The organism is Bradyrhizobium sp. SZCCHNPS1003 (assembly GCF_032381555.1).
Taxonomy (GTDB): Bacteria; Pseudomonadota; Alphaproteobacteria; order Rhizobiales; family Xanthobacteraceae; genus Bradyrhizobium.
This window is the reverse complement of sequence record NZ_JAUHIU010000007.1, coordinates 165,254-189,292: the sequence shown is the minus strand read 5'-3', so window position 1 is coordinate 189,292 and position 24,039 is coordinate 165,254. Positions and strand designations below refer to the sequence as shown.

The following is a 24,039-nucleotide window of genomic DNA, read 5'->3' as shown; positions in this document are numbered from 1 at the left end:
ATGACCCCACAGCCTGCTTTCCGCCGCGATCTCACGGGCTATGCCGGCAGGCCGCCGCATCCGCGCTGGCCCGACGACGCACGCGTCGCGGTGTCGCTGGTGGTGAATTTCGAGGAGGGCTCGGAATTCTCGGTGTGCGACGGCGATCCGAGCAACGAGGCGATCTACGAGGTCGTGCATCGGCTGGACGGCCCCGACCCCTGTATCGACAGCCATTTCGAATACGGCACGCGCGCGGCGTGGTGGCGTATCATGGACCTGTTCGACGCCCACGGCGTCAAGGTCACCGTCAGCGCCTGCGGCCGCGCCGTCGAGCGCTCGCCGGAGCTGGCACGGGATGCCGTGGCGCGCGGCCACGAGGTGTCGGCGCATGGCTGGCGCTGGCAGAGCCACGCCGGCATGGGCGAGACCGAGGAGCGCCGGGTGATCGCGCGCACGGTGGAGACGATCCAGCGCGTCACCGGAAAGCGTCCGCTCGGCTGGCATACGCGCTCGGCGGCGTCAGCGAACACGCGCCGGCTGCTGGTCGAGCAGGGCGGCTTCCTCTATGACAGCGACGCCTACAATGACGACCTGCCGTACTATGTCGCCGTCGCCGGCCGGCCGCATCTGGTGCTGCCCTACGCCTTCGACAGCAACGACATGCAGTTCTTCAACGGCTCGCGCTTCCGCGGCGCCGACTTCGCCGACTACGTCATCGACGCCTTCGACTGGCTCGCGCGTGAGGGCGCGACGGCGCCGAAGATGCTGTCGATCGGTCTGCATCTGCGCATGATCGGCCGCCCCGGCCGGATCGGCGCGCTCGACCGCATCCTGTCCCACGTCACCGGCAGCGGCGTGGCCTGGATCGCGCCGCGCGCCGACATCGCCCGGCACTGGCTGGCGACCGTGCCGCCACCCGGCACGACCTGACGGACCTTGGCCTGGTGACGGACTGGCGCGGCCCGGCCTGGCCGCCTACATCTGCGCCATGATCGATCCTCTCGCGCTAAAATCCTTCATCGACAGCCACCACCGGATCGTCGTGCTCACCGGCGCCGGCTGCAGCACCAATTCGGGCATCCCCGATTATCGCGACAATGACGGGCAGTGGAAGCGCACCCCGCCGGTGACCTATCAGGCCTTCATGGGCAGCGACGAGACGCGCCGTCGCTACTGGGCGCGCAGCATGGTCGGCTGGCGGCGCTTCGGCCGCGCCCAGCCGAACGGCGCACACCACGCGCTGGCGCGGCTCGAGGCGCAGGGCCGCTGCGCGCTGCTGGTGACGCAGAATGTCGACCGGCTGCACCAGGCCGCAGGCACCAGCAATGTCATCGATCTGCACGGCCGGCTCGACCGCGTCCGCTGCATGGGCTGCGGCGCCACGCTGTCGCGGGCCGCGTTTCAGGACGAGCTGGCGGGCGCCAATCCGCGCTGGCTGGCGCATGATGCCGCCGCCGCGCCCGATGGCGATGCCGATCTCGACGGGGTCGATTTCGCCGGGTTCTCCGTTCCGGCCTGTCGCGCCTGCGGCGGCATCCTCAAGCCCGACGTCGTATTCTTCGGCGAGACCGTGCCGCGCGAGGTCGTCGCCACGGCGCGCGAACATGTCGATCAGGCCGACGCGATGCTCGTGGTCGGCACCTCGCTGATGGTCTATTCGGGTTTCCGCTTCGTCCGCGCCGCCGCCGACCGCGCCATCCCGATCGCGGCCGTCAATCTCGGCCGCACCCGCGCGGATGATCTGTTGTCGCTAAAGGTGGAAGCGCCTTGCGACGAGGCGCTGGCGTTCCTGCTCGAAGGATAGGGCGGACAGTCCTCTCTCCGCCGTCATGGCCGGGCTCGCCCCGGCCATCCAGCTGTTTTGGCGCGGTAGAAATGAATGCCCGGGTCAAGCCCGGGCATGACGAGAACCTAAAATGTTGTCCGCCTCACCGCGACTGCGGCTTCTCGCGGTTCTCGATGCGGTCCTTGTTGTTGACCTGCTCGTTCTCCGGCTTGCCGACCTCGACCGTCTTGCCGGCCTGGTTGCCTGGATTGTAGTGGAACTTGCCTTCGCGATGCTCGCCCGGTTGCTTCCGATCGGGATTGACATTGTCGGCCATGGAACTCTCCTGTCGCTGTGCCGGACAACGTCGCGGGCGTGATGCTTGTTCCGCGGCTGAGCGCCGCGGCCCCGTCCATGCGGTATCATCTCTCTCTGTGCGGACCGTCACGGAAGCAGCGCGCCCTGACCGTCATGATCCTCGCATGGGCTGCAGGGGCAGCCTCAAGCAACGAGGGACAAGGTCATGACGTCCAGCATTCGTCTTTTCGCCGCCGCCGCCATCGTCGCGGGCGCGGGCCTGCTCGCATCCGCATCGACATCGCCGGCGTCTGCCGGCTGGGAATGGCTGGGCAACAAGAACTACATCAACTGCCTGCAACTGTTTGCGAGCGGCAACTTCCTGATCCCGGCAAACGCCACCCCGGCCCAGCGCGCGGCCAAGCACGAAGCGGGCCGCCGCTACTGCAATCGCCAGTACTACGGCCACGACTGAGCATGGCGGCACATGCGCAAGGCCGAGGCCGATCGCGGCCTCGGCCTTCGCTTGCGAGGCTCACGCCCCCGTCACGCGCCAGATGCAGTTGCCGACGTCGTCGGCCACCAGCAACGATCTGTCCGGGCCGATGACGACGCCGACCGGGCGGCCATAAGAGAAGCTCTCGTCCGGCGCCAGGAAGCCGGAGAGAATGTCGCGCGCCGGACCCGACGGCTTGCCGTTCTCGAACGGAATGAACACGACCTTGTAGCCGGACAGCTTGCTGCGATTCCACGAGCCGTGCTGGCCGATCACCATGCCCTCGGGGAAGCCGGGCAAGGTGCCCGCCGGAAGCCAGCACAGGCCGAGCGAGGCGGTGTGGCCGCCGAGCGCGTAGTCCGGCGTCAGCGCGGTCGCGACCAGGGCCGGATCCTGCGGAACGCGGTCGTCGACCGTCCTGCCCCAGTAGCAATAGGGCCAGCCATAGAAGCCGCCCTCGCGCACCGAGGTGAGATAGTCCGGCGGCGTCTCGTCGCCGAGCCCGTCGCGCTCGTTGACGACGGTCCACAGCACCCGCGTCTGTGGCTCGAACGCCAGCCCCACCGCGTTGCGCAGGCCGGCTGCGAAGATGCGGCTCGCACCGCTGGCGATGTCCAGCTCATAGATGCAGGCGCGGCCCTCCTCGACCTCGAAGCCGAGCTCGGCAATGTTGGTGAGCGAGCCGACGCCGGCATAGAGCTTGGTGCCGTCAGGGCTGACCAAAAGGCTGCGCGTCCAGTGCCCGCCCGGCTTGAACGTCGTCAGCCGCTTGCCCGACGCGGTGATGCGCTCGGCGCCCGCAGAATAGGGGAAGGCTGTGATGCCGTCGGTGTTGCCGACATAGAAGGTGCTGCCGACCAGCGCCATGCCGAACGGCTGGCTGAGATTCTCCATGAAGGCACTGCGGCGTTCGGCGGTGCCGTCGCCATCGGCATCGACCAGCCGGGTGATGCGGTTGGCGCTGACGCCGAGCGCTGCGGCGCGGCGCATCGTCGCCTGCATCGCATAGCCGAACATGTTGCGCACCGGGCTCGGAATCTGCGTCGCCTCCGCGATCAGCACCGATCTGTCCGGCATCACGTAGATCCAGCGCGGATGGTCGAGCCCGGTGGCAAACGCATTCACCTTCAGCCCCGGCGCTGCCACCGGCTTCTCGCCATCGCGCCAGCCCCGCGCCGTCGGCATCTTCAGGGTCGGCAGCAGACCCTGCGGCTTCGCCACCGGGATCTGCGGCTGCGCCCCCCACGCCGGCTGCGGCGTCTCGCCCTGCAGCTTGCGCCACTGCAGCGCCGCATTGCCAACCAGCGCGACACCGCGCGCGACGATGGAGGAGAGGGTCATGAAACGTCCTGTGGGATGAGACAGAGGTAGGGTGTGATGGTCGAGATCCATAATACATCTCGCCGACGCGGCGGATGTGACGATTCTGCGGAGCGGGCGCGGTTGGCCTGCGTGCCCTGCATGCGCGGCGCTCCCCGCGTGGCTCAGGGCGCGCCGTCTGCATCGCTCCACGGGTTGAGGAGCGCGACGCCGGTGGCGACGAAATCGGCAGTGTTGCGGGTGACGACGGTCAGCCCGTGGACCAGCGCCGTCGCGGCGATCAGCGCGTCGCGCTCGGGCCGCGGGTCGGGCACATGCAGGCGCGCGCAGTGCTGCGCCACCGCGGTGTCGATGGCGAGAATACGGCCGTCGAAATGCGTCAGGATATGCTGGTCTATCCAGGCCCGCAGCGCAGCTCCCTGGGTCGGGTCTCTGCGCGCAACGCGCTGCGCGCCCAACTCGATCTCGAGGATCGAGATCGCCGAGAGGAAAACGCTCGCGGCGGGCCGCGCTGCGGCCCAGGCGACGACGTTGCGGTTCGCCTTGTCGCGGCGCCTGAGCTCGGAGACGACGTTGGTGTCGAGCAGGAACATCAGTCGAGGTCGGCGGGCCGGCCGATCGGCCCGGCGATGCGCGGCGGCTCGAAATCGAAATCGGTCCCCGGCTGCGCCAGCGCGTCGGCGAGGCTCATGCCGCCGCCGGCCAGGCGGAGATAGTCTTCGATGGTCAGCAGCACATGCGCCGGCCGCCCGCGGTCGGTGATGAACACCGGCCCGTTGGCCGCTTCTTTCTTAGCGCGGCCAGTGTCCTGGTTGAACTCGCGGCTGGTCAGCGTGGTCATGGCCGGCCTCCTGGCAGTGGTCGTTATCCCTCTGACGGCAGAGCATATGTAGAGACGTTACTACATTCAAGCGCGATGGTGACGGCGACTGGCGACGGGCGTGTTGCTCACGCTGCCCACCGCCGGTCGCACCCGGACATCCGCCGTCGGATTCGACCTCTCACCGCGAAGCCGATGCGCCCCCTCCCCCTTGCGGGGAGGGGTCGGGGGTGGGGGTAGCCCAGCCGTGCGCTGGTCATGATCGATCGAATGAATGCTCGCTCTTCATCGTGCAACATCGCATCGGTGATTGCGGCGGAGGGGGCGCGCTGAGAAAGCCGCCAACACGCACGACATCGCCGCAGCCGTGGCGCCGTCATTGAATTGCACTACAGTGGTGTCACATGCTGCCGGCGCGTCGGCTGCGGGCGACAACGGAAGTCAGGGGGATGCACGGCATGATGGGGGTGATCAATTCAGGCGCAGCGCAATCGTCTGCGTCAGGTGTCGCTCTCACGCGCGGACTCTCCCGATGACGTCGCTCGACAAGTCCGCCTTCACGCCGCACGCGCTGCGCGAGAGCGTGCTGAACGAGGTGCATGCGCGGCCGTTCACGCCGCTGACGCAGCCGGTGCTGGTGATCCGCTTCGCCTTCATGGCCAGGAAAGGCGTCGATGGCGACAGCGCGGCGACCGACCGCGCCAGCCTCGCCGCGTTCTGCGCGCAGCATGGTGCGCTGCCGCCGGAGCCGGGCGTGAAGCATCACCAGGTCGATCTCGGCCCGGTCAGGCTGCGCTTCGAGCAGCATTCGGAATTCGCCACGCTGACCTGGATCTGGAGCCCGCCCGCGGACTCAGGCCCGCGCCGCTTCGGCGCCATCGCGCCCGAGCTGCAGGCGCTGATCGCGGCGCTGCCGCAGGCCGGCGAACTGCTGGTCGCGGTCAAGCTCGAGGTCGAGAATGCGGCCGATCCGGTGGCGCGCGCCGAGGAGATCTTCGACAAGAGCAGCCTCGCCATCGTTGCGATCAAGGGCAGCGCCGGCGCGGTCGCCTCCGACTTCCGCCTCGACGACGACGGCTTCACCCGAATCCTGGTCTGCGCCGACGGCCCGACCCCGGAGCGGCTCGGGGCGCTGGTGCAGCGCGTGCTGGAGCTCGAGACCTACCGCACCTTGGCGCTGCTCGGCCTGCCGGCCGCGCTGGCGCTGGCGCCGGATGTCGACCGCATCGAGCGCCGTCTGGTCGAGGTGCTCGCGGAGATGCAGGGCGCGCAATCGTTCAAGCTCAACAACCACCTGCTCCGCGAGCTCACCGAGCTCGAAGCGCTGCTGGAGCGCGGCGCCACCGGCAGCCTGTTCCGGTTCGGCGCGAGCCGCGCCTATTACGACCTGGTGCAGGCGCGCCTGTCGGTGATCGAGGGCGAGCCGGTCGCGCCCTATTCGAGCTGGTCGTCATTCCTGGCGCGGCGCACTGCGCCGGCGATGCGCACCTGCAACGCGCTGGAGGGCCGGCAGTCGAACCTGTCGCTCAAGCTCGCGCGCGCCGCCGATCTGCTGCGCACCCGCGTCAATGTCGAGCTGGAGCAGCAGAACCGCGACCTCCTGCGCTCGATGAACGAGCGCACCAAGCTGCAGTTGCGCCTGCAGAGCACGGTCGAAGGCCTGTCGGTGGCCGCGATCGGCTATTACGTCGTCAGCCTGTTCGGCTATCTCGCCAAGGGCGCACATGACAGCGGCCTGCCGGTCGAACCGACGCTCGCCACCGCCGCCTTTGTGCCGGTCGCCATCGCGCTGATCTGGTTCACGACCCACCAGATCCGCAAGCGGCATCTGAAGGAGGACCACGAGGCGGAGAAGACCGAGCACGAGTGACGCGCGGCGCTTGCCAGCGCGCGGCGAGGCGGCTAAGCGGCGGTCTGACGGGACAGAGGCGATGAGACGATGAGCGGCACGACAATCGAATTCCTGGTTCACGCAGGCGGCGGGGCGACGCGGCAGCAGATCACGCTGAGCCGCCTTGTCATCGCCGGCTGGACCGGGCGCGATCCGGTCGCGCGCGACAAGCACATCGCCGAATTGGAAGAGCTCGGCATTCCCCGGCCGGCGACGACGCCGATCTATTACGAGGCCGCGGCCAGCCGGCTGACCACATCCGACAGCATCGAGGTCAGCGGCGGGGAGTCCTCCGGCGAGGTCGAGTTCGTGCTGGTGAAATCGCGCGGCAAACTGCTGGTCGGCGTCGGCTCCGATCATACCGATCGCAAGGTCGAGACCTACAACATCACCGTCTCCAAGCAGATGTGCGACAAGCCGGTGGCGCCGGAGCTGTGGCTGGTCGACGACGTCGCCGCGCATTGGGACCAGCTGATGCTGCGCGCCTACGCGACCATCGGTGGCGAGCGCGTGCTGTATCAGGAGGGCGCGCTGAGCGGCATGCTGGCGGCTTTCGACCTGATCGCGCGCCGCTATGGTGACGCCGACCTGCCCGAGGGCACCGCGATGTTCGGCGGCACCTTTGCCGCCAGGGGCGGCATCCGCCCCGCCGACCGTTTCGACTTCGAGCTGGTCGATCCCGTGCTGAACCGCGTGATCCGCCATGGTTATGCGATCGAGCAGCTCGTCATCGCCGGCTGATCGGGACGCGCGATCACGATCGTGTGCGGCGAGGCTGGACCGGGTGAGCGTCCGCTACGGCAAGGGCCTGTTAAGCAAGACGGCCTAGGGTGTCGGAGTGTGCCGAAGCGGGACCGCCGCGCATCAGGCGTTCGCATCCGGCACGATCCTGTCGCGACATGAGACGCGGAGCGGCTGGCAAATCCTTAACCGATCCCTACCTGATCACGGCTTATTCGACGGGTCGGAGGACAAGGGCGATTAACTAGAAGTTTAGGAATTGGTTGTGCGCGTGGATACCTCCCTTAAGGGTTTTATTAAATACCCCGGGAATTGGGAGAGTGCGATGCGCGTCGCGATCGTCCACGATTGGCTTTACGTTCTCGGCGGCGCCGAGAAGGTCCTGCAGGAGATCTTGCGCTGCTATCCCGGCGCCGATGTCTTCACGCTGTTCGACCTGCTGCGTCCCGAGGACCGCGCCAAGCTGGGATTCGAAACGTCGCACACCACCTTCCTGCAGAAGATGCCGCTTTTGCGGAAGTATCACCGCTCCTACCTGCCGCTGATGCCGCTCGCGATCGAGCAGCTCGACCTGTCGAGCTACGATCTCGTGATCTCCTCGAGCTGCGCGGTGGCGAAGGGCGTGCTGACCGGGCCGGAGCAGGTCCACATCGCCTATGTGCATTCGCCGATGCGCTATGCCTGGGACCTGCAGCACCAGTATCTTCAGGAGAGCGGCTACGCCACCGGCGTCAAGGGCCTCATCGCCCGCACGTTGCTGCACAAGATGCGGATCTGGGACGCCCGCACCGCGCACGGCCCCGACGCCATCTTCACGAATTCGCAGTTTGTCGCCCGCCGCATCAAGAAGATCTACGGCCGCGACGCCAAGGTGATCTATCCGCCGGTGACCATCGCGCAGCGCGATGCGATCCTGCCGGTCGGCAACCACTTCCTCGCCGCCAGCCGGCTCGTGCCCTACAAGCGCATCGAGCCGATCGTGCGCGCCTTCAATACCATGCCGGACCTCGAGCTGGTCGTGGCCGGCGACGGCCCGGAGGCGGCGCGTCTGAAGTCGATCGCAGGACCCAACGTTAAATTCGCCGGCTTCGTGCCGGACAAGCAATTGCGCGATCTGATGACCACCGCCCGTGCCTTCGTGTTCGCCGCGGAAGAGGATTTCGGCATCATCCCGGTCGAGGCGCAGTCGGAAGGCGCGCCGGTGCTGGCCTTGGGCCGCGGCGGTGCGCGCGAGTCGATCCTCACCACCGGGCCGCGCCCGACGGGCATGTTCTTTGAGTCGCCCGAGCCAGAGGCGATCGCGTCTTGCGTGCGTGCGTTCGTGGCCAAGGAGAAGTCGATCTCGCGGCTCGATTGCCGCCAGCGCGCCGGCTTCTTCTCGGCGGAGCGCTTCCGCAGCCAGTTCGTCGCGGCGGTCAACGAGGAGATCGAGCATTTCCGTGCGGGACATCAGGGCCGCGCGACACGGCTGATTGCGTAACGTTCATATGTGGTGTGGGTGCAGATCATGAGGCAGGCGGGTCTTACGGAAGCCTTGTCCGGTCTCGACGCGTTGGGGCGGATCTGGCGCCGTCGCGGCGTGTTCGCCATTGTGGCCGGTGCCGTCCTCGCGCTTGCCGTGGCCGCGCTTGTGCTGCTGCCGGTACGCTATCTCGCCACGGCCTCCGTGATCATCGCCGAGCAGGAGCCTGGTGCCAACACCTCGGCGGCGTGGGCGCAGAAGGTCGGCGACCCCGCCGACATGGAAAGCCAGCTGCTGGTGATCCGCTCGCCGCGCCTTCTGCGGCAGATCATTTCGTCGCCGGGTGTTGCCGGCGCGGTCGTCAGCGAATGCGAGCGCGGCCGCCTGCTCGGCTCGACGGATGCCTGCCAGCGTCTCAAGACGGATGTCGGCGCGTTCATCGACCACGTCGAGAGCCGTTTCAGCGTCGCCTCCGCCGGCCGCTCGCGCGTCATCAACATCTCCTATCAGTCGGGTCTCCCCGACGTCGCGCAGACGCTCGCCAACGCACTGACGCAGACGTTTCTCGAGGATCAGCGTACCGAAGGCGCCAACAGCCGCGAGGTCGCGAGCTCCTGGCTGTGGCAGGAGCTGAAGCAGCTCGATCAGCAGCTGCGCGAGGCCGACGACAAGATCCAGAAGTTCCGCCGCACCAAGGGGCTGATGCGCGGCGCCAACGCGCCGATCTCCTCGGAGCGGCTGACGAGCATCGGCCAGCAATTGTCGCAGGCGGAGGCCGCGCGGGCCGAGGCTGCGGCGCGGCTGCAGGAGATCAAGTCGGAGCAGGAGCGCGGCCCGACCGATGCGCCTTCGGTGCTGCAGAGCCGGACCATCGCCGACCTCAAGCAGCAGCTCACGACAGTGAGCGCGCAGCTCGCGAGCGCTGCCGGCGTGCTCGGTCCGAAACACCCGTCGATCCTGGCGCTGACCCGCGAGCAGGCGAGCATCCAGCAGCGTCTCGTCGAGGAGATGCAGTCGATCGCGGCCAGCGCGCAGAAGGCGTTCGATGCCAACACCGCGCTGGTCAATTCGCTCAAGAAGCAGATGGAGACCGCCAAGGCGGAGGCCGGCTCGGCCACGCTGGACGAGGCCTCCATCGAGAGCATGGTGCGCGACACCGAGATCAAGCGCCAGCAATATGCCGAGCTCTACAAGAAGGCGAGCGAGCTCGAAACCGAGCGGCGCGTCCTGCGCGGCAGCACGCGTCTCGTCAGCCTTGCCGAGCTGCCGAGCAAGCCGTTTTTCCCGAAGAAGATCCCGTTCCTCGCCGCCGGCATGACGCTCGCGTTGATCTTCGGCGTCGGCGCTGCGCTGCTCGCCGATCAGCTCGGCGCGCGCCTGATCAGCCCGCCCGTGCCCGTCACTCCGGAAGCGCCGGCCCAACAGGTCGAGGCGCCCGCTGCCGACGAAGCTCCGGCCATCGTCCCTGAATTGGCCGAGAGTGTGACCGCACCGGAGACGGCGACGCCACCGCCCGAACGAAGCTCTCATCTCCCGAGCGTCGCCGACGTTTCGATCCTGGCCTGCTTGCCGCGCCTGAAGAGCCTGCGCGAGATGTCGGCGCTCGGCGCGATCCTGCAAGGCCATCAACCGCTGGCGATCCCGCGCGTCTTGCGCCTCGCCTCCGAGGACACTGATTTTCAGCATGCGCTGCGTGATCTCGTCCACGAACTCGGTTTGAAGCGGTCCGCGCGATCGCAGCGCATCGTCGTGACCTCTCCCGATGCAGGAGATGGCAAGACGACCACGGCCTGTGCGCTGGCAGAGCACCTCGCGGCCGCAGGCCGGCGCGTGCTGGTCGTCGAGTGCGACGTCTCGCATCCCGCCTTTGCCGAGATCATGGCCCTGCCGGCAAGCCCCGGATGGCTCGGCGCGCTGGAGCGCGGGACGCCGCTCCGGGACATGATTCTGCCGACCGCGCATCCCTCGCTCGACGTGCTGCCGATTGGTGCGACGACCGGTCCGGTCGGCGACATTCTCGACGCGATCAGCCTCGACGGTCTCCTCGCTGGTCTCGATGGCTATGATGCCGTGATCGTCGACACACCGTTGCCGTCGCAACGGAACGACTTCCTTGCCGGTACGGACTGGGCGATCGTCTGCGTGCGCAGTGACCGGTCGTTGATCGAGCCGGCGGTCGTGACGGTGAACAGGAGCAGGGCACTCGGAGCCCGCGATGTCGGCATCGTCGTCACCATGACCGACGTCGAGCACCGCAGCCCGCCTGTCGTCCAGACCGCGCCCGTGGCAGCCTACGCCGGAGCCGGGTGATGCCGGCCGAGCGCGTCCTGTTCGTCGATCACACCGGCCAGATCGGCGGCGCCGAGTTGATCCTGCTCGATGTCGTCCAGGGCCGCAAGGATTCATCGGTGTTCCTGTTCGAGCCGGGCCCGCTCGGCCAAGTGCTGGCTGAGCGCGGCATGTCGGTCATCACGTCGCGCTGGGGCCGCGGCCTGGGGCAGTTCAGACGCGACAGTTCGTGGCTCGAGGCGCTGCCGCTGTTCGGCAGACTCGCGGCGATCACCGCGGAGCTCGCGCATGTCGCACGCAGGCATGACGTCCTCTATGCCAATTCGCAGAAGGCCTTTGTCCTGTCGGCCATCGCCAACATCGCGGCACGGCGGCCGTTGATCTGGCATCTGCACGACATCATCAGCCCGGCTCATTTCGGCGCGCTGCAGCGTCGCATGCAGATCTTTCTCGCCAACCGCTTCGCCGCGAAGGTCGTCGTCCCCTCCGAAGCCGCCGCAGCCGCCTTCATCGAGGCCGGAGGTCGACGCTCTCTCGTCGAGGTCGTGCCCAATGGCCTCGCCGTCGAACCCGTGCGCGCATCGCAGCAGGAGCTGCGGCAGCGACTCGGCCTGCCCTCCGCACCTCTGGTCGGCGTCTTCAGCCGGCTCGCCCAGTGGAAGGGCCAGCATGTTCTGATCGAAGCGCTGGCCAAACTGCCGGGTGTTCACGGCATCATCGTCGGAGATGCCCTGTTCGGCGAGCAGGACTACGCGGCTGAGCTGAGACGGCTGGTCGCGGAGCTTTGCCTCGGCGATCGCGTTCACTTCCTTGGGCATCGCAGCGACGTGCCGCTGCTGATGCAGGCGGTGGACGCGATGGTGCATCCGTCGATCGATCCCGAGCCGTTCGGCCGCACCCTGGTCGAAGCGATGCTCGCCGGCGTGCCGGTGATTGCCACCGATGCTGGCGCTGCGCCGGACATCCTCGACCATGGCCGGGCCGGCCTGCTCGTGCCGCCTGGTGATGCGCGTGCGCTGTCCGAGGCTTTGGACGCGGTGCTGGCTCAACCCGAGATCCTCGCGCCGCAGCTCGACTACGCGTCGCGCCGCGCGCGCACCCATTACAGTCTTGCACGCATGCTGGACTCGATCGGGCTTCTGATCCGCAATGTCGGTGCGGGAGCGGCGGTGTGAGCACGATCGTCACACCTGCCCCGTCCTCCGAGCGGCGTATGGTCGATCTCGTCGCGGACTACGATCCGCTCGGCCCGCTGTTCGCCATTCTCGCGCCGGTGCTGTCGTGGCCGAAACTGCTCGAGGACGGACAATTCTCTGCGCGATGGAAAGGGCCGCCGGCCGTGTCGGAGGAAGCCGCATGAGCGCCTCCGGTCCTTCGCTCAAGCGCTTCAGTGCGCTGCTGATCAGCGGTGCGCTGGCGAGCAAGATGCTCGGCTTCGGCCGCGAGGTGCTGATGGCGCATGTGCTGGGCGCCTCGCTCATCGCCGACGGCTTCCGGGCCGCGATGGCGGCCGTGCTCATCCCGCTTGCGTTCCTGCAGAACGAGAGCGTGCCGGCGATCATGATCCCGATGCATCGCGAGGCGCTGCAGCGGCCGGATGCCGCGCGCAGCCTCGGTGCGCTGACGATCGTCATTGCCACCGTGTCAAGCGCGGTGACCGCGATCATCCTGCTGCTGGGTGAGCTCTGGGTGAACGCCGTCGTCGGCGGCTTCTCGGCGGAGGGGCGTGAGCTCACTTTGCATTTCGTGCGCATGATGGCGTTCGGCATGCCGGCGTCCGCGGTCCTCAACGTGCTGGCGGCCGGCGAGATCGCGCTCGGGCGCACGCGGCTGACCAATGTCCGCGCCAGCCTGCTCAACGTCGCAGTGATCGGCGGAATCGGCCTGCTTGTGCTGACCGGCGACGCCTACATGCTCGCCTGCGCCTTCACCGTTGCTTTCAATGGCCTCGCCGCCTGGGGTCTGGTCTCGCTGTGGCGCGAGGGCGCGCTGAGCGTCTCCGGCCTGACCGCCGGCATGGTGATCGACAAGGGTGTCGAATTCTTCCGCCGGCTGCGCGTCCTGCTTGCGTTGCCGCTGGCCGAGCAGGGCAATGTCTGGATCGAGCGCTTCACGGCGTCGCGGCTGACGACGGGCGCCGTCGCCTCGCTGGACTACGCGCGCTCGCTGACCGAGAGCGCGCTGCTGCTGATCAGCCAGCCGCTCGGCATGGCAGTGCTGTCGCAGCATGCCCCGCACGATCCGCGCGCGCAGACCGAGGCGCTGCTGCGGCCGCTGCTCGCACTGATCTTGCCGGCCTCGGCGTTCCTGCTGGTCTTCTCGACCGACATCGTCCGCCTGATCTATTTCCGCGGCGCGTTCGGCGACGAGGCCCTGCTGCTGACCTCGCATGCGCTCAAGGGCATCGCCTGCGGCGTCTGGGCTGCGACCCTCGGCTGGATCCTGATCCGCCTGCTCAACGGCGCGGGGCGCAACGGCGTCGCCGCGCTGATCATCGTCTCTGCCTATCTCGCCAACATGGGTTTCAACCTGCTGATGCCGCTGTTCGATCCGTCGCCGGCGGCCGGCATGCAGTTGCTCGGAGTTGGCGAAGCGATCCGCAGCCTCGTGCTGCTGTCGGGCGTGGTGTTTGTGCTCGGCGATGCGCGAAAGCTCCTGCTCGTGATCGGCTTGGCCCTGCTGCCGACCGCACTGATGGCCGTGCTCGGCATGATGATTCAGACCTCCGTGCCGGGCCTGCTGCCGCGCCTGTTCGCCGGCGGATTGGCCTATCTGCTCTGCCTGGCCTTCGCGATCGGCATCCTGCTGCCGGCCGTGGTGGGCACGGCGCTCCGCCATGTTCGTCGTACGTTCAAGATGAAGGGAGAGCTGAGTTGACCCTGTTGGCCCTCGCTGCCGCCAAGGCCATGATGGCATCCGGTGCCTTCGTCCTTCCGCTCGCCAAGGCCGCCGATCGTGTGCTCGGCCCGCGCGGCTGTTGTTTGACGTTCCATCGCACCGCGCCGGCAGAGCACTGGGAGCGTCTGCCCAATCGCGACTTCTACGTCGATGCCGACTTTCTCGATCGCTTCCTCGGCTATGTCCTCGACCAGGGTTGGGATGTCGTCACGATCAGCGAGGCGCTGCGCCGGACGGCAAGCGCCGAGCCGTCCGGCCGCTACATCAACTTCTCGATCGATGATTGCTACCGCGATACGTGCGAGCTGCTGGTGCCGGTGTTCCGCAGGCACAAGGTGCCGGTGACGCTGTTCGTGACGACCGGCATTCCCGACGGCACCTTGCCGCTGTGGGCCGCTGGCTTGGAGGATGCGCTGCTGCACAGGGACCACGTCACGGTCGACGATGAGCGGACCGCGCTGTCGAGCGCCGAGCAGCGCCGCGCGGTGTTCACGCAGGTCGCCTCGCGCTGGGATGGCCCGCAGGCGGCGGATCGTTACGCCGCGTTCTGTGCCGCCAATGCCATCGACATCGATGCAATGCATTGGAAACATGCGATCTCCTGGGACATGCTGGAAGCGCTGGCGGGGGATCCCCTCATCGAGATCGGAGCCCACACCGTCTCGCATGCGCGGATCTCGTCGCTGCCTCCGGAAGCCGCCCTGCGCGAGCTGGCCGGCGCGCGGCTGCGATTGAACGAGCGGCTCGGCATCGACGTCCGGCACTTCGCGTTTCCTTACGGGCGCGCCGCCGATTGCGGGCCGCGGGACTTTGCGCTGGCGCGGCAGGCCGGATTCGCCAGTGCCGCGACCACGCGCAAGGGCCTTGTCAAAGCCGGGCAGGATGCGTTTTCGATTCCGCGCAACACCATGAACGGCGCGCATCGTACGCTGGCGGCGATGGAGCTGCATCTCACCGGCTTCAGCGGGACTGCAGCGAAGGTGATGGGCCGTGTCTAGCAGGGGGCGCTTGCGGATCGTCTCGATTGCGCATCCTGCCACCAGCAGCGAGGCCGGCCGGCTGCGCTACCGCCATCTCGCCTCCCGGCCCGACGTCGATCTGCATCTTGTGATGCCCGAAGTGTGGAAGGAATTCGGCCGCACCATTACCGCGCCTCACTCCAACGAAGGGTTTCTCGTCCATCGGCTTCCGATCCGGCTGCCGAACGCCGGGCCGATGAAATGGTACCTGCACTTCTATCCGGCGCTGCGTCGCCTGCTGCGCGAGCTCGATCCGGACGTGATTCATCTTTGGGAGGAGCCCTGGAGCATCGTCGCGCTGCAGGCGCAGATGCTGCGCGGTCGTGCGGCGCTCGTGCTCGAGGTCGACCAGAACATCCTGAAACGGCTGCCGCCGCCGTTTGAGGCGATCCGCAAATTCGTCCTCGGCCACACCGCTCACATCCTGTCGCGCAGTCCCGACGCGACTGAGGTCGTGAGGGCGCGTGGCTACACGGGTCCGGTGACCCCGATCGGCTATGGTGTCGATCTCGCGACCTTCATGCCGGCGGATGATCCGTCGAATGCGACGACCGGCTCGCCGCTGCGGCTCGGCTATGTCGGCCGGCTGGTGGTCGAGAAGGGTCTCGACGATGCGCTGGATGCGCTCGCACGGAGCAAGTCGGCGGCCACGCTGAGCATCATGGGTGAAGGTCCACACGAGCCGCATCTGCGCCGGCGCGTGGCCGAACTCGGCTTGAGCGGGCGCGTCACGATCCAGGGCTGGGCTTCACCCGCCGCGGTCGCGGCCTTCCTGCGCGGCCTGGATGCATTGCTGCTGCTGACGCGAACCACGGACGCGGTGCGCGAGCAGTTCGGCCGGGTGATCATCGAGGCCCAGGCCTGCGCCATTCCGGTGATCGGATCAACCTGCGGAGCGATTCCGGATGTCGTCGGCGACGGCGGCTGGATCGTGCCGGAGCAGGATCCCGGCAGCCTGTGTCGGCTCATCGATGAGCTCAGCGGCCAGTGGGCGGAGCTCGCCGTTCGCAGTGAGGCGGCCCGCGCAAACGTGCTCCGGCGCTTCACCTATGATGCGGTCGCGGCGGCGATTGAAACGGCATGCCGTGCGGCCCATCAGTCGACAACCGCATCCCGCCTCGCCCGCCCACAGCGGCTGCAGACGAATTAGCTAGGCCTTCAGCGGCAGTGCAATCGCTGCGTGGCCAGGCTGTCGCTTGGCGGCATCGATCTGCTTGAGCAGCTCGATGTATTGCAGCCCGATCTGGTCCCAGCCATAGGTCTGCGCGGTCGCATGGGCGCCGTCCTGCAGCCGGCGCATCAGTGCGGGATCGGCGAAGACCGCCGCGAGCTTGGCGGCGATGTCGTCGGCGTCGGCCGCGATGCGGAAGCCGCTGACGCCGTCGTGCAGATAATCCTCGATTCCGCCGACCGGCGTTGCGAACACCGGCACTGCGCAGGCCATGGCCTCCATGCAGACCAGCGAGAACGTCTCATAGCTCGTGGGGAGCACGAAGGCATCGGCCGCGGAGTACAGCGCCGGCATGTCCGAGCGTGGGCCGGCGAAGATCACGCGTTGCTGGGCGTTGCGCGTCAGTCTGCGGTAGGGCGCAGGATTGTCCGAGCCGACGACCAGGAGCCAGACGTCGTCGCCGAGCCGGTCGAGCGCACCGATCGCATGCGCCAGTCCCTTGCGGTTGAATTCGTGGCCGACGAACAGCAGCAGGCGCGCGTTGTCCGGGATGCCGAACTCGCGCCGGATCGCCTGGCCGCTGGTGGTATCGCGCTTGAAGCGCGCGAGATCGATGCCGTTGGAGATGACATGGATGCGGGCGGCCGGCACGCGGAAGAAGCGCTGCAGCTCCGCGGTGACGCGGGAGGACACCGCCACGAACGCCCGATACCGCAGGCCTCCGATCATGAACCGGTCGCGCAGCGCGACCCACAGATGCATCGGGTTGAGCATCCAGCGCCAGCTGCCGGCGGCGCGCTTCTCGGCCAGGCTCTGCGCATTGACGGCATGCACGATCAGCACGTCGCCCTTGAGACTATCGCCGTGGCTGACGACGACGGCATCGGGGTGCCGCGCCAGCGCCCGTGTCGCGGCGAGCGTGAACAGCGGCACGACCACGGCGCGGCCGATGTGCCGAAACAGTCCGCGAGTCGGAATCCGCGCCAGCCATGGCGCAACGCGCTCGACCCTTATCGTGTGTTCGAGATTGTCCGCGACGGCGCTCGCGAGCACGACGTTCGATAAACCATTCCGGCCGAAAACGCGCGCCAGCTCGATAGCAACGGTTTCCACGCCGCCGGCATTGCTTATCTCTTGAACGATCTGGACAATCTCAAACGTCATAACGGAAATCTACGGGATCAGACATTGCGACTTCGTTCCAATCTGCTGGTCATTAGCACAGCCCTGTTAACGTTTGTCACGTCGCCATGGTCGAGCGCCGTTCGCGCCAACGATACGAACGCCTCGGCGTTGCGGATCGACGAGCGCATCGGCGGCGGCAATCTGGTCACGCATCTGGCCGGCAAGAGCACGCAGATCTATCAGGCGCTGCACGGCGTCGGTGCCAGGATGGGACGAATGGACTCCTACGGCTGGCGGACGTTAGCGCGGGTGCCCACGCCGCACGACTTCGATGCCGCCATGCTGGAGGCGCACAAGAACAGTATCATGCCGCTGATCCTGCTGGAGTACGAAGGCAGCTATCAGAGGTTGGATCCGCCGCAGCCGATCGGATCCTATCAGGACTGGTTCGCCGCCGGGCAGGCGATGGCGAGACGTTTCCGTCCCGGTGGCGATTGGGGCCGCGAGAACGGCATTCCCGATTGGGGCGCAACCGTCTTCACCGCGATCAACGAGCCCGACGTGCAGGCCACGATCCCGCGCCAGGACTATCACGACGCGCTGGCTGGGCTTGCGGACGGTGTTCACAGCGTCGACCCCAAGCTGCGGGTCGTTCCCGGCGGCTTTGCCACCTGCAACTCGCATGGCGATGCGACGTTGCGCGGCTACGGTCCGGCGATCGCCGATCTGCTCGAGGACGGCCGTCTCGACGGCATCGACCTGCATACCTACTACAATGATAGATGGTATCCGATGACCCGCGGCCGCGAGTTCTCGGTGCAGACCTGCTTCGACCGCATCAAGCAGGCGATGGGCCTGAGCCGCGACATCAACTTCTACGCAACCGAGTTCAACGTCGCGCGCGCCGGCGCGTGGGACAGCGATCCGGACGCGGCGAGACTGTTTCTCAATGCGATCTGGGACCAGCTTGCGGTGGTCGGCAAGGATGGCACCTCGCCGGTGTCCATGCTGGCGTTTCCTTGGAATCTCGGCGACACGCCCGATGTCGACGGTCTGGCCTATGCGATGGCGGCGGGCAAGGATCCCTGGACCCCGGAAGCACGCGGCTTCGTGGTGAAGACGGTGCTGCAGCTCGCCGGTCACATGAGGATCGTGTCCATCGACCGCCGGCTGGCGCTCTACACGCTGCGCGGACCGGATGCCGACTTGATCGTGTGGCAGAACATTGCCGGCTGGACCGACCGGCCGGGCCGCGCGGTCGAGCTCGAGCTGCCCGCATGGACGCGCAGCCTTGAGGTCTGGGGCTGGGATGGGCTGCGACGCCGGATCGAGGCAAAGCCCGGACGTTTCTTCGTCGACGGCCTCAATGTCAACGAGACCTACATGTTTCGCGTGCCGCGGCCGTGAGCGACGACGCCAGTCGCGGGGGTTACCGTGAGGGGGGCGAGTGACAACATCTCGATGTGGTTCGCGAATCCCGTTAACTGAAAAGTAAGGCCAGCGCGACGTGGTTCACTGCCACCTGACCTTTTTACGATAATTGCAGCCACGACAATCCCGCCGCGCGACGGGTGACGCGCTGGACCTCTCTCGGGTGATGCTGGAATGCAGCCGATCAAAAAGGCCGAGATTGCGAACGACAGGCCGGTGCCGGCGCAGGCCGTGACCGGGGTTCGCATCCGAGAGATCCGCACGGCGGATCTGCCGGCGGTCGCTGCGCTGCTGACGCGCGGATTCGCCTTTCGCAGCGAGGCCTATTGGTTGCGCGGACTCGAACGTCACGCGGCGCGCCCGCGGCCGGCCGGCTTTCCGGCATTCGGCTATTGTCTCGACCATGGCGGCGTTCCCGTGGGCGTGATCCTGCTGCTGTTCTCCGAGCTCCACAGCGGCGGTAAGCCAATCGTCAGGGCCAATGTCTCGAGCTGGTATGTCGAGCCGGCGTTCCGTGCCTTCAGCTCGATGCTGGTGCGCGCGGCGACGCGCGACAAGACGGTGACCTATTTCAACATCACGCCAGCCCCGCACACTTGGCCGCAGGTCGAGGCTCAGGGCTTTTCGGTCTACTGCAAGGGACAGGTCTACGCCGCGCTGGCCCTGTCGCGATCGCGCTCGGATGTCCGTATCGAAGAATTCTCCGAGGACGATGTGCATGGGCTCTCTCCCGACGCGGCCGATCTGTTGCGGCAGCATGCGCAATGGGGGTGTCTCAGTCTCGTCGCGCGCGAGGCCGATGCGGCGTATCCGTTCGTGTTTCAGAAGCACCGGGTGATGAACGCGCTGCCGGTGTATCGCCTGCTGTATTGCCGGGATGTCGCCGACCTCGTGCGGCTGGCCGGCAACATTGGCCGGCTGCTGCTGCGGCGCGGCGGCCTGCTGGTGCGGCTCGATGCGAACGAGCCCGTTGCCGGGCTGGCCGGCTGGTACTCGGACAAGCGCGGACGCAAATATGCCAAGGGTCCACATCCACCCCATCTCGGCGATCTCGCTTTCACCGAGGCCGCGCTGTTCGACGGCTGAGGCAGTCGATTGGGTTCGGTTGCATGGTCCCGCTGCGGCGGCCGGGATACTGGCTCGCGTGGTCTATCGGACCGATGTGACGGCACGCACAGTCTGGGCTTCCGGCCTGCGCCATCCTCCTGGCAACGGAGGTGGTCATCCATGTCTTACGTTTTCGAACTCGCGCTGGCGGCGATGCTGCTGTTCTTCCTGTTCCTGCCGATCACCGATCGCAGGACTGTTGTGATGAAGCTCTGCATGATCGTGGCAGTCGCCATCCTGTTCACGGTTGCGCTTGCCGTCCCGCATGGCGCTACACCCTCCGCCCAGGCTCTGCGGCTGACGGCGAACTGACGTGGCGCGGGTGGGCTCGGGCCTTGCCGCTCCAGCATGAAGTTTGGACGGGGCGATCCGGACGGCACGGCTCGCGGATCGAACGGCCGGCGGTTGGCAGTCCGCCCCTCATCGTGTAGCACCGGCTGAACCTCACGCCACGCTCAGGGGATCCGGATGCCTGCTCTTGCCCATGCGCTGCTCGCCGCCCTGAAGGACCATGGCGCCCGCGAGATCTTTGGCATTCCCGGCGACTTCGTGCTGCCGCTGTTCAAGGTCATCGAGGAGAGCAACATCCTGCCGAGCGTCACGCTGAGCCATGAGCCGGCGGTCGGCTTCGCCGCGGATGCGGCCGCGCGCTATCATGGCGGCCTCGGCGTCGCCGTCGTCACCTATGGCGCCGGCGCCTTCAACGTCGTGAACGCGGTCGCCGGCGCCTATGCCGAACGCTCGCCGGTCGTGGTGATCGCGGGTGCGCCCGGCGCGCGTGAGCGCGTCTCCGGTTTTCTGCTGCACCACCAGGCCCGCACCGTCGACACGCAGCTCGCGGTGTTCAAGGAGATCACCTGCGATCAGGCGGTGCTGACCGATCCGGCCACCGCGCCGGCCCAGATTGCGCGCGTGCTGCGCAGCGCGAAGGAGATGTCGCTGCCGGTCTATCTCGAATTTCCGCGCGACATGGTCGATGCCGAGGTCGAGCCGGTGGTGCCGCTGCCGCCGCGGCGGGCCAGCCGCGAGGCGCTCGACGAATGCGTCGAGGAGATCCTCGCCCGCATCGCGCAGGCGGAGCGTCCCGTGATCGTCGTCGACGTCGAAATCCGGCGCTACGGCGTCGAGGACAGGATCGCGGCGCTCGCGCGCAAGCTCGGCCTGCCGCTGGTGACGACCTTCATGGGCCGCGGCCTGCTCGACAGGGCCGACGATGTCGTCGCCGGCACCTATCTCGGCGCCGCGGGCAACCCGGCGATCACGGAGCTGGTCGAGAATGCCGATCTCGTGCTGATGCTGGGCGTCATCCTGTCGGATACCAATTTCGCGCTGTCGAACCGGGCGCCGGATCCGCGCCGCATGATCCTGGCCGCCAGCCGTGAGGTCCAGATCGGTCATCACGCCTATCGCGACATGCCGCTTGGCGATCTGATCGATGCGCTGGACGAGCGCGCGGCACCGCGGGCCGCGGCGTCCGGCCTGCCGCGGCAGCGCTCGGCCTATCCGCGCGGTCTCGCGGCCGATGGCGCGCCGATCGCGCCTTCGGACATCGCGACCGCGATCAACGACATGTTCGATCGCCATGGCCGGATGCCGATGACCTCCGATATCGGCGACTGCCTGTTCACCGCGATGGAGATCGACAACACGGCGCTGGCCGCGCCGGGCTACTACGCCGGGATGGGCTTCGGCGTGCCGGCCGGCATCGGCGTGGCCGCGACCGGCCTTCGTCCGCTGATCCTGGTCGGCGACGGCGCATTCCAGATGACCGGATGGGAGCTCGGCAACTGTCGCCGCTACGGCCTCGATCCGATCGTCGTGCTGTTCAACAATTGCAGCTGGGAAATGCTGCGCGTGTTCCAGCCGGAGTCGCGGTTCAACGATCTCGATGACTGGCACTATGCCGACATCGCCAATTCCATCGGCGGCACCGGCGAGCGCGTCGCCACCCGGAGCGAGCTCGTCGCTGCGTTGGAGCGCGCGGTGCATCGGCGCGGACGCTTCTCGCTGATCGAAGTGATGCTGCCGCGCGGCAAGACCTCGGACACGCTGGCGCGCTTCGTGGCAGGATTCAAGTCGGCGCGCGAGCGCATGGCTCAGGGCTAGGATGGCCGGAAGGGCGCTCTGAACGCACGGCCGTCAACCGGTTGCCGACCGCAGCACCGTCTTGATCGCGTCACGGCCCTTCCAGGCGAAATAGGTGAGGCGGCCGCCGAACGAGCGATGGCTGCGCAGCCTGTTGGAGCCGAGCACGTGCCCAACTTCTGCGGGGAAGCGCTTGACCTCGGCCTGCACCATTCTGTCGGTATTGGCCATGATGGCGTTCAGGCGCGTGCCCCACTCGGACTCGTCGATGCGATCGATGCGGACCTGGATCGCATACTCGATGTCATAGATGCTGGTTAGGATTTCCTTGGCGGTCACGACGCGGTTGTTCTTCAACGCGACACGAAGCGCGAGCCGCTTGTCCTCGAGCTGATCGAGCACCATCGGCACGGTCATGGCGTAGGGCGCCGCGATGACATCCGCGACGTTCTTCGAGCGCGCCGCCTTGGTCGCCAGCCGCAACACCTGCCAGGGCTCCTTCAGACGCTTGGCGACCAGCGTCAACGCAAAGGGCACGGCTTCCGGCTGCCTCTTGCGCAGCGCATCGAGCAGCAGCACCATCTTCTTCACCTGCGGATCGTCGAACTCAACGATCCGGTCCGGCAGCGAATCGGCGAACTTAGCGAGTTCCTCGCGGGCGCGCAGCGCCTTCAACAGCTTGACGACGTCGTCGAACACCGACGGCGAGGCCGTATAGGCCTTCAGCTTGCTGCGGACCTGCTCGATGCCCTCGGCGCGCGCCAACGTGCCTTCCAGCGACTTCGTCACCTTGGTCTGGAACGCGCTCGCGACCTGGCGGATCTCGCGCTGCTTGTCCCCGGCGATCAGGTCCTTCATCTGCGCGTTGTAGTCTCGCGCCATGGTCGGCAGCAGATCGCGCGAGATCCATTCCCAGATCGGCGTGAGGGAGCCGCGGGCAATGCGGCCCTCATTGGCATGCTCCGGCGAACCGTCGATGAGAAGCTGCTCGACGGGCATGAAGAAGTAGCGCGAAGGATTGATGGTGCGGTGGCCGCCGGCGCCATTGTTGTTGCGGATCTCGGCGCGCAGCCGGGCCTGGAGGTCGGCGGATCCCGGCATGTCGACGCCGCTCAGCTCCAGCCGTTCGAGCTCGCTGAGCAGGCAGCTTCGTGTCAGCGGTGACAACCGCTGCAGGAATTCCCAGATCCGGTCGACCGGTCCCATTGGCGTCAGGCTGTCAGCTATATGTCAAGGTCGCTCGTCTCCACGGACGAGCACGGAGCTCATCGAAGCACGAAACAGTTGGTGCGAAATTAATGTCAGTAAACAATCGTAGCATTGCACGACATCGTGGACAGGCGTCGCGGCACGCGCCAGGGACGGGTCTCCCGAAGCACGGCATCACGCCCCGGCTTAACCATTTCAGATTGTAACTTTTGGGAAAATTAGCGGCGGTTGCGCGAGTTGCCGGGAAAAATCCCGTATTGCTACGGACGGTATAATTAACCATGTTAAAGCTGCCGCCGCGTCAGAATGAGGCATGGCACAGCTGAACAACAGCCTTTCCGACGCTCATGCCGCACCTGCTCCGGGCGGCCAAGGAGTTAACGACCCGGACCTCCTGGCGACCCGTTCCGGCACATCTGCGCCGCTCGCGATAGGACGTCACGACGACCAGGCCACGCTCACTTTGGCGCGTCAGCTGAACGGTTCGCTCACCGCCCTGATGCTCTACATGGAGGAAATCAAGCAGCGCAGCGACGAGATCGCCAGGACGCCCGGCGAGCGCCGGCATGTCCAGGTGGTCGTCGACAACGCGTTGCTGCAGACTGAGCGGATCTGCGCCCTGGTCAACCAGATGTCCGGCGCGCACGGGCAGTTAAGACCGCTGTCGCGGACGGTGCCGGCTCACGAGCAGGGCACGGCGCCCGCGCGACCACCCGGCCGGGCCAGCAAGTCGCTGACCCCGCGCGAACACGAGGTCCTCAAGCTGATCAGTGAGGGGCATTCGAACAAGGAGGGCGCCTTGCGCATGGGCATCAGCCCCCGCACCTTCGAGAGCCATCGCGCCGAGGCCATGCGCAAGGTTGGCGCGCGCAACACAGCCGAACTCGTTCGCGCAGCACTTCTCAACCAGATCGGATGACGGCGGACGAGC

23 protein-coding genes are annotated in these 24,039 nt (G+C 67.2%); 17 read left to right on the top strand and 6 right to left on the bottom strand.

Annotated features, from left to right (window positions below; translation table 11 throughout):
• Both QX126_RS13520 and QX126_RS13515 read left to right on the top strand, forming a co-directional pair.
• Entirely contained in the window at positions 1-912 is a 912-nt protein-coding gene (locus QX126_RS13520; RefSeq protein WP_315781566.1) for a polysaccharide deacetylase family protein, read from the top strand.
• Between the two features lie 58 nt (positions 913-970).
• On the top strand, positions 971-1,786 hold the full coding sequence (locus QX126_RS13515; protein ID WP_315740816.1) for an NAD-dependent protein deacetylase: 816 nt from the start codon (positions 971-973) through the stop codon (positions 1,784-1,786).
• A gap of 124 nt (positions 1,787-1,910) precedes the next feature.
• On the opposite strand, the gene QX126_RS13510 is transcribed toward QX126_RS13515, so the two are convergent.
• On the bottom strand, positions 1,911-2,084 hold the full coding sequence (locus QX126_RS13510) for a hypothetical protein (protein ID WP_315740815.1): 174 nt from the start codon (positions 2,082-2,084) through the stop codon (positions 1,911-1,913).
• A 186-nt stretch (positions 2,085-2,270) separates the two neighbouring features.
• Between QX126_RS13510 and QX126_RS13505 the strand changes: the two genes are divergently transcribed.
• Entirely contained in the window at positions 2,271-2,519 is a 249-nt protein-coding gene (locus tag QX126_RS13505) for a hypothetical protein (protein ID WP_315740814.1), read from the top strand.
• A 60-nt stretch (positions 2,520-2,579) separates the two neighbouring features.
• Here the strand turns inward: QX126_RS13505 and QX126_RS13500 are convergent, their stop codons facing one another.
• The 3 genes from QX126_RS13500 to QX126_RS13490 form a co-directional block, all read right to left on the bottom strand.
• A complete protein-coding gene (locus QX126_RS13500) occupies positions 2,580-3,881 on the bottom strand; it encodes a sorbosone dehydrogenase family protein (RefSeq protein ID WP_315781563.1) in 1,302 nt (433 codons plus the stop codon).
• Between the two features lie 143 nt (positions 3,882-4,024).
• Positions 4,025-4,453, bottom strand: a complete 429-nt coding sequence (locus tag QX126_RS13495) for a type II toxin-antitoxin system VapC family toxin (RefSeq protein ID WP_315777254.1) — start codon at positions 4,451-4,453, stop codon at positions 4,025-4,027.
• The gene (locus QX126_RS13490; protein WP_315770518.1) at positions 4,453-4,701 is read right to left on the bottom strand and encodes a type II toxin-antitoxin system Phd/YefM family antitoxin; all 249 of its coding nucleotides are present in this window, start codon (positions 4,699-4,701) and stop codon (positions 4,453-4,455) included. Before QX126_RS13490 ends, QX126_RS13495 begins: the two co-directional genes overlap by 1 nt.
• Before the next feature lie 511 nt (positions 4,702-5,212).
• Between QX126_RS13490 and QX126_RS13485 the strand changes: the two genes are divergently transcribed.
• From QX126_RS13485 to QX126_RS13445, 9 genes are all read left to right on the top strand, one after another.
• A complete protein-coding gene (locus tag QX126_RS13485; RefSeq protein WP_315781560.1) occupies positions 5,213-6,550 on the top strand; it encodes a DUF3422 domain-containing protein in 1,338 nt (445 codons plus the stop codon).
• Positions 6,551-6,619: 69 nt separating this feature from the next.
• Positions 6,620-7,312, top strand: coding sequence for a DUF2848 domain-containing protein (locus QX126_RS13480; RefSeq protein ID WP_315781557.1), 693 nt, complete (start codon positions 6,620-6,622; stop codon positions 7,310-7,312).
• Between the two features lie 325 nt (positions 7,313-7,637).
• The gene (locus QX126_RS13475; RefSeq protein WP_315781554.1) at positions 7,638-8,792 is read left to right on the top strand and encodes a glycosyltransferase; all 1,155 of its coding nucleotides are present in this window, start codon (positions 7,638-7,640) and stop codon (positions 8,790-8,792) included.
• Positions 8,793-8,819: 27 nt separating this feature from the next.
• Positions 8,820-11,084, top strand: a complete 2,265-nt coding sequence (locus QX126_RS13470; RefSeq protein ID WP_315781551.1) for an exopolysaccharide transport family protein — start codon at positions 8,820-8,822, stop codon at positions 11,082-11,084.
• Positions 11,081-12,238 (top strand): glycosyltransferase family 4 protein, encoded by a 1,158-nt coding sequence (locus QX126_RS13465; protein ID WP_315781548.1) that lies wholly within the window; start codon positions 11,081-11,083, stop codon positions 12,236-12,238. Before QX126_RS13470 ends, QX126_RS13465 begins: the two co-directional genes overlap by 4 nt.
• Complete coding sequence (locus QX126_RS13460) at positions 12,235-12,423, top strand: hypothetical protein (RefSeq protein ID WP_315781545.1); 189 nt, start codon at positions 12,235-12,237, stop codon at positions 12,421-12,423. The genes QX126_RS13465 and QX126_RS13460 overlap by 4 nt, the downstream gene beginning before the upstream one ends.
• Positions 12,420-13,940 (top strand): lipid II flippase MurJ, encoded by a 1,521-nt coding sequence (locus QX126_RS13455; RefSeq protein WP_315781542.1) that lies wholly within the window; start codon positions 12,420-12,422, stop codon positions 13,938-13,940. Before QX126_RS13460 ends, QX126_RS13455 begins: the two co-directional genes overlap by 4 nt.
• Positions 13,937-14,959 (top strand): polysaccharide deacetylase family protein, encoded by a 1,023-nt coding sequence (locus QX126_RS13450; RefSeq protein ID WP_315781539.1) that lies wholly within the window; start codon positions 13,937-13,939, stop codon positions 14,957-14,959. The genes QX126_RS13455 and QX126_RS13450 overlap by 4 nt, the downstream gene beginning before the upstream one ends.
• Positions 14,952-16,130 (top strand): glycosyltransferase, encoded by a 1,179-nt coding sequence (locus QX126_RS13445; RefSeq protein WP_315781536.1) that lies wholly within the window; start codon positions 14,952-14,954, stop codon positions 16,128-16,130. The genes QX126_RS13450 and QX126_RS13445 overlap by 8 nt, the downstream gene beginning before the upstream one ends.
• Here the strand turns inward: QX126_RS13445 and QX126_RS13440 are convergent, their stop codons facing one another.
• A complete protein-coding gene (locus QX126_RS13440) occupies positions 16,131-17,315 on the bottom strand; it encodes a glycosyltransferase family 4 protein (protein WP_315781533.1) in 1,185 nt (394 codons plus the stop codon).
• A gap of 147 nt (positions 17,316-17,462) precedes the next feature.
• Between QX126_RS13440 and QX126_RS13435 the strand changes: the two genes are divergently transcribed.
• The 4 genes from QX126_RS13435 to ipdC all read left to right on the top strand — a co-directional run bounded on the left by QX126_RS13435 (position 17,463) and on the right by ipdC (position 21,920).
• Positions 17,463-18,683, top strand: coding sequence for a hypothetical protein (locus tag QX126_RS13435; protein ID WP_315781749.1), 1,221 nt, complete (start codon positions 17,463-17,465; stop codon positions 18,681-18,683).
• A 198-nt stretch (positions 18,684-18,881) separates the two neighbouring features.
• On the top strand, positions 18,882-19,793 hold the full coding sequence (locus QX126_RS13430; protein WP_315781530.1) for an acyl-CoA acyltransferase: 912 nt from the start codon (positions 18,882-18,884) through the stop codon (positions 19,791-19,793).
• Positions 19,794-19,934: 141 nt separating this feature from the next.
• Complete coding sequence (locus tag QX126_RS13425) at positions 19,935-20,126, top strand: hypothetical protein (RefSeq protein WP_315781527.1); 192 nt, start codon at positions 19,935-19,937, stop codon at positions 20,124-20,126.
• A 156-nt stretch (positions 20,127-20,282) separates the two neighbouring features.
• Positions 20,283-21,920, top strand: a complete 1,638-nt coding sequence (gene ipdC / locus QX126_RS13420) for an indolepyruvate/phenylpyruvate decarboxylase (RefSeq protein ID WP_315781524.1) — start codon at positions 20,283-20,285, stop codon at positions 21,918-21,920.
• A gap of 33 nt (positions 21,921-21,953) precedes the next feature.
• On the opposite strand, the gene QX126_RS13415 is transcribed toward ipdC, so the two are convergent.
• On the bottom strand, positions 21,954-23,105 hold the full coding sequence (locus QX126_RS13415) for a hypothetical protein (protein ID WP_315740797.1): 1,152 nt from the start codon (positions 23,103-23,105) through the stop codon (positions 21,954-21,956).
• 316 nt (positions 23,106-23,421) lie between these two features.
• On the opposite strand from QX126_RS13415, the gene QX126_RS13410 reads away from it, so the two are divergent.
• Positions 23,422-24,027 (top strand): LuxR C-terminal-related transcriptional regulator, encoded by a 606-nt coding sequence (locus tag QX126_RS13410; RefSeq protein ID WP_315781521.1) that lies wholly within the window; start codon positions 23,422-23,424, stop codon positions 24,025-24,027.
• Positions 24,028-24,039: the final 12 nt, after the last annotated feature.

Excerpts from the sequence above, each read along its gene's own strand:
- QX126_RS13500 (WP_315781563.1), bottom strand. The coding sequence starts at position 3,881 with ATGACCCTCTCCTCCATCGTCGCGCGCGGTGTCGCGCTGGTTGGCAAT.
- QX126_RS13440 (WP_315781533.1), bottom strand. The coding sequence starts at position 17,315 with ATGACGTTTGAGATTGTCCAGATCGTTCAAGAGATAAGCAATGCCGGC.
- QX126_RS13515 (WP_315740816.1), top strand. The coding sequence starts at position 971 with ATGATCGATCCTCTCGCGCTAAAATCCTTCATCGACAGCCACCACCGG.
- QX126_RS13485 (WP_315781560.1), top strand. The coding sequence starts at position 5,213 with ATGACGTCGCTCGACAAGTCCGCCTTCACGCCGCACGCGCTGCGCGAG.
- QX126_RS13495 (WP_315777254.1), bottom strand. The coding sequence starts at position 4,453 with ATGTTCCTGCTCGACACCAACGTCGTCTCCGAGCTCAGGCGCCGCGAC.
- QX126_RS13520 (WP_315781566.1), top strand. The coding sequence starts at position 1 with ATGACCCCACAGCCTGCTTTCCGCCGCGATCTCACGGGCTATGCCGGC.
- ipdC (WP_315781524.1), top strand. The coding sequence starts at position 20,283 with ATGCCTGCTCTTGCCCATGCGCTGCTCGCCGCCCTGAAGGACCATGGC.
- QX126_RS13415 (WP_315740797.1), bottom strand. The coding sequence starts at position 23,105 with ATGGGACCGGTCGACCGGATCTGGGAATTCCTGCAGCGGTTGTCACCG.
- QX126_RS13410 (WP_315781521.1), top strand. The coding sequence starts at position 23,422 with ATGGCACAGCTGAACAACAGCCTTTCCGACGCTCATGCCGCACCTGCT.
- QX126_RS13490 (WP_315770518.1), bottom strand. The coding sequence starts at position 4,701 with ATGACCACGCTGACCAGCCGCGAGTTCAACCAGGACACTGGCCGCGCT.
- QX126_RS13505 (WP_315740814.1), top strand. The coding sequence starts at position 2,271 with ATGACGTCCAGCATTCGTCTTTTCGCCGCCGCCGCCATCGTCGCGGGC.
- QX126_RS13510 (WP_315740815.1), bottom strand. The coding sequence starts at position 2,084 with ATGGCCGACAATGTCAATCCCGATCGGAAGCAACCGGGCGAGCATCGC.
- QX126_RS13475 (WP_315781554.1), top strand. The coding sequence starts at position 7,638 with ATGCGCGTCGCGATCGTCCACGATTGGCTTTACGTTCTCGGCGGCGCC.
- QX126_RS13455 (WP_315781542.1), top strand. The coding sequence starts at position 12,420 with ATGAGCGCCTCCGGTCCTTCGCTCAAGCGCTTCAGTGCGCTGCTGATC.
- QX126_RS13425 (WP_315781527.1), top strand. The coding sequence starts at position 19,935 with ATGTCTTACGTTTTCGAACTCGCGCTGGCGGCGATGCTGCTGTTCTTC.
- QX126_RS13430 (WP_315781530.1), top strand. The coding sequence starts at position 18,882 with ATGCAGCCGATCAAAAAGGCCGAGATTGCGAACGACAGGCCGGTGCCG.
- QX126_RS13480 (WP_315781557.1), top strand. The coding sequence starts at position 6,620 with ATGAGCGGCACGACAATCGAATTCCTGGTTCACGCAGGCGGCGGGGCG.
- QX126_RS13470 (WP_315781551.1), top strand. The coding sequence starts at position 8,820 with ATGAGGCAGGCGGGTCTTACGGAAGCCTTGTCCGGTCTCGACGCGTTG.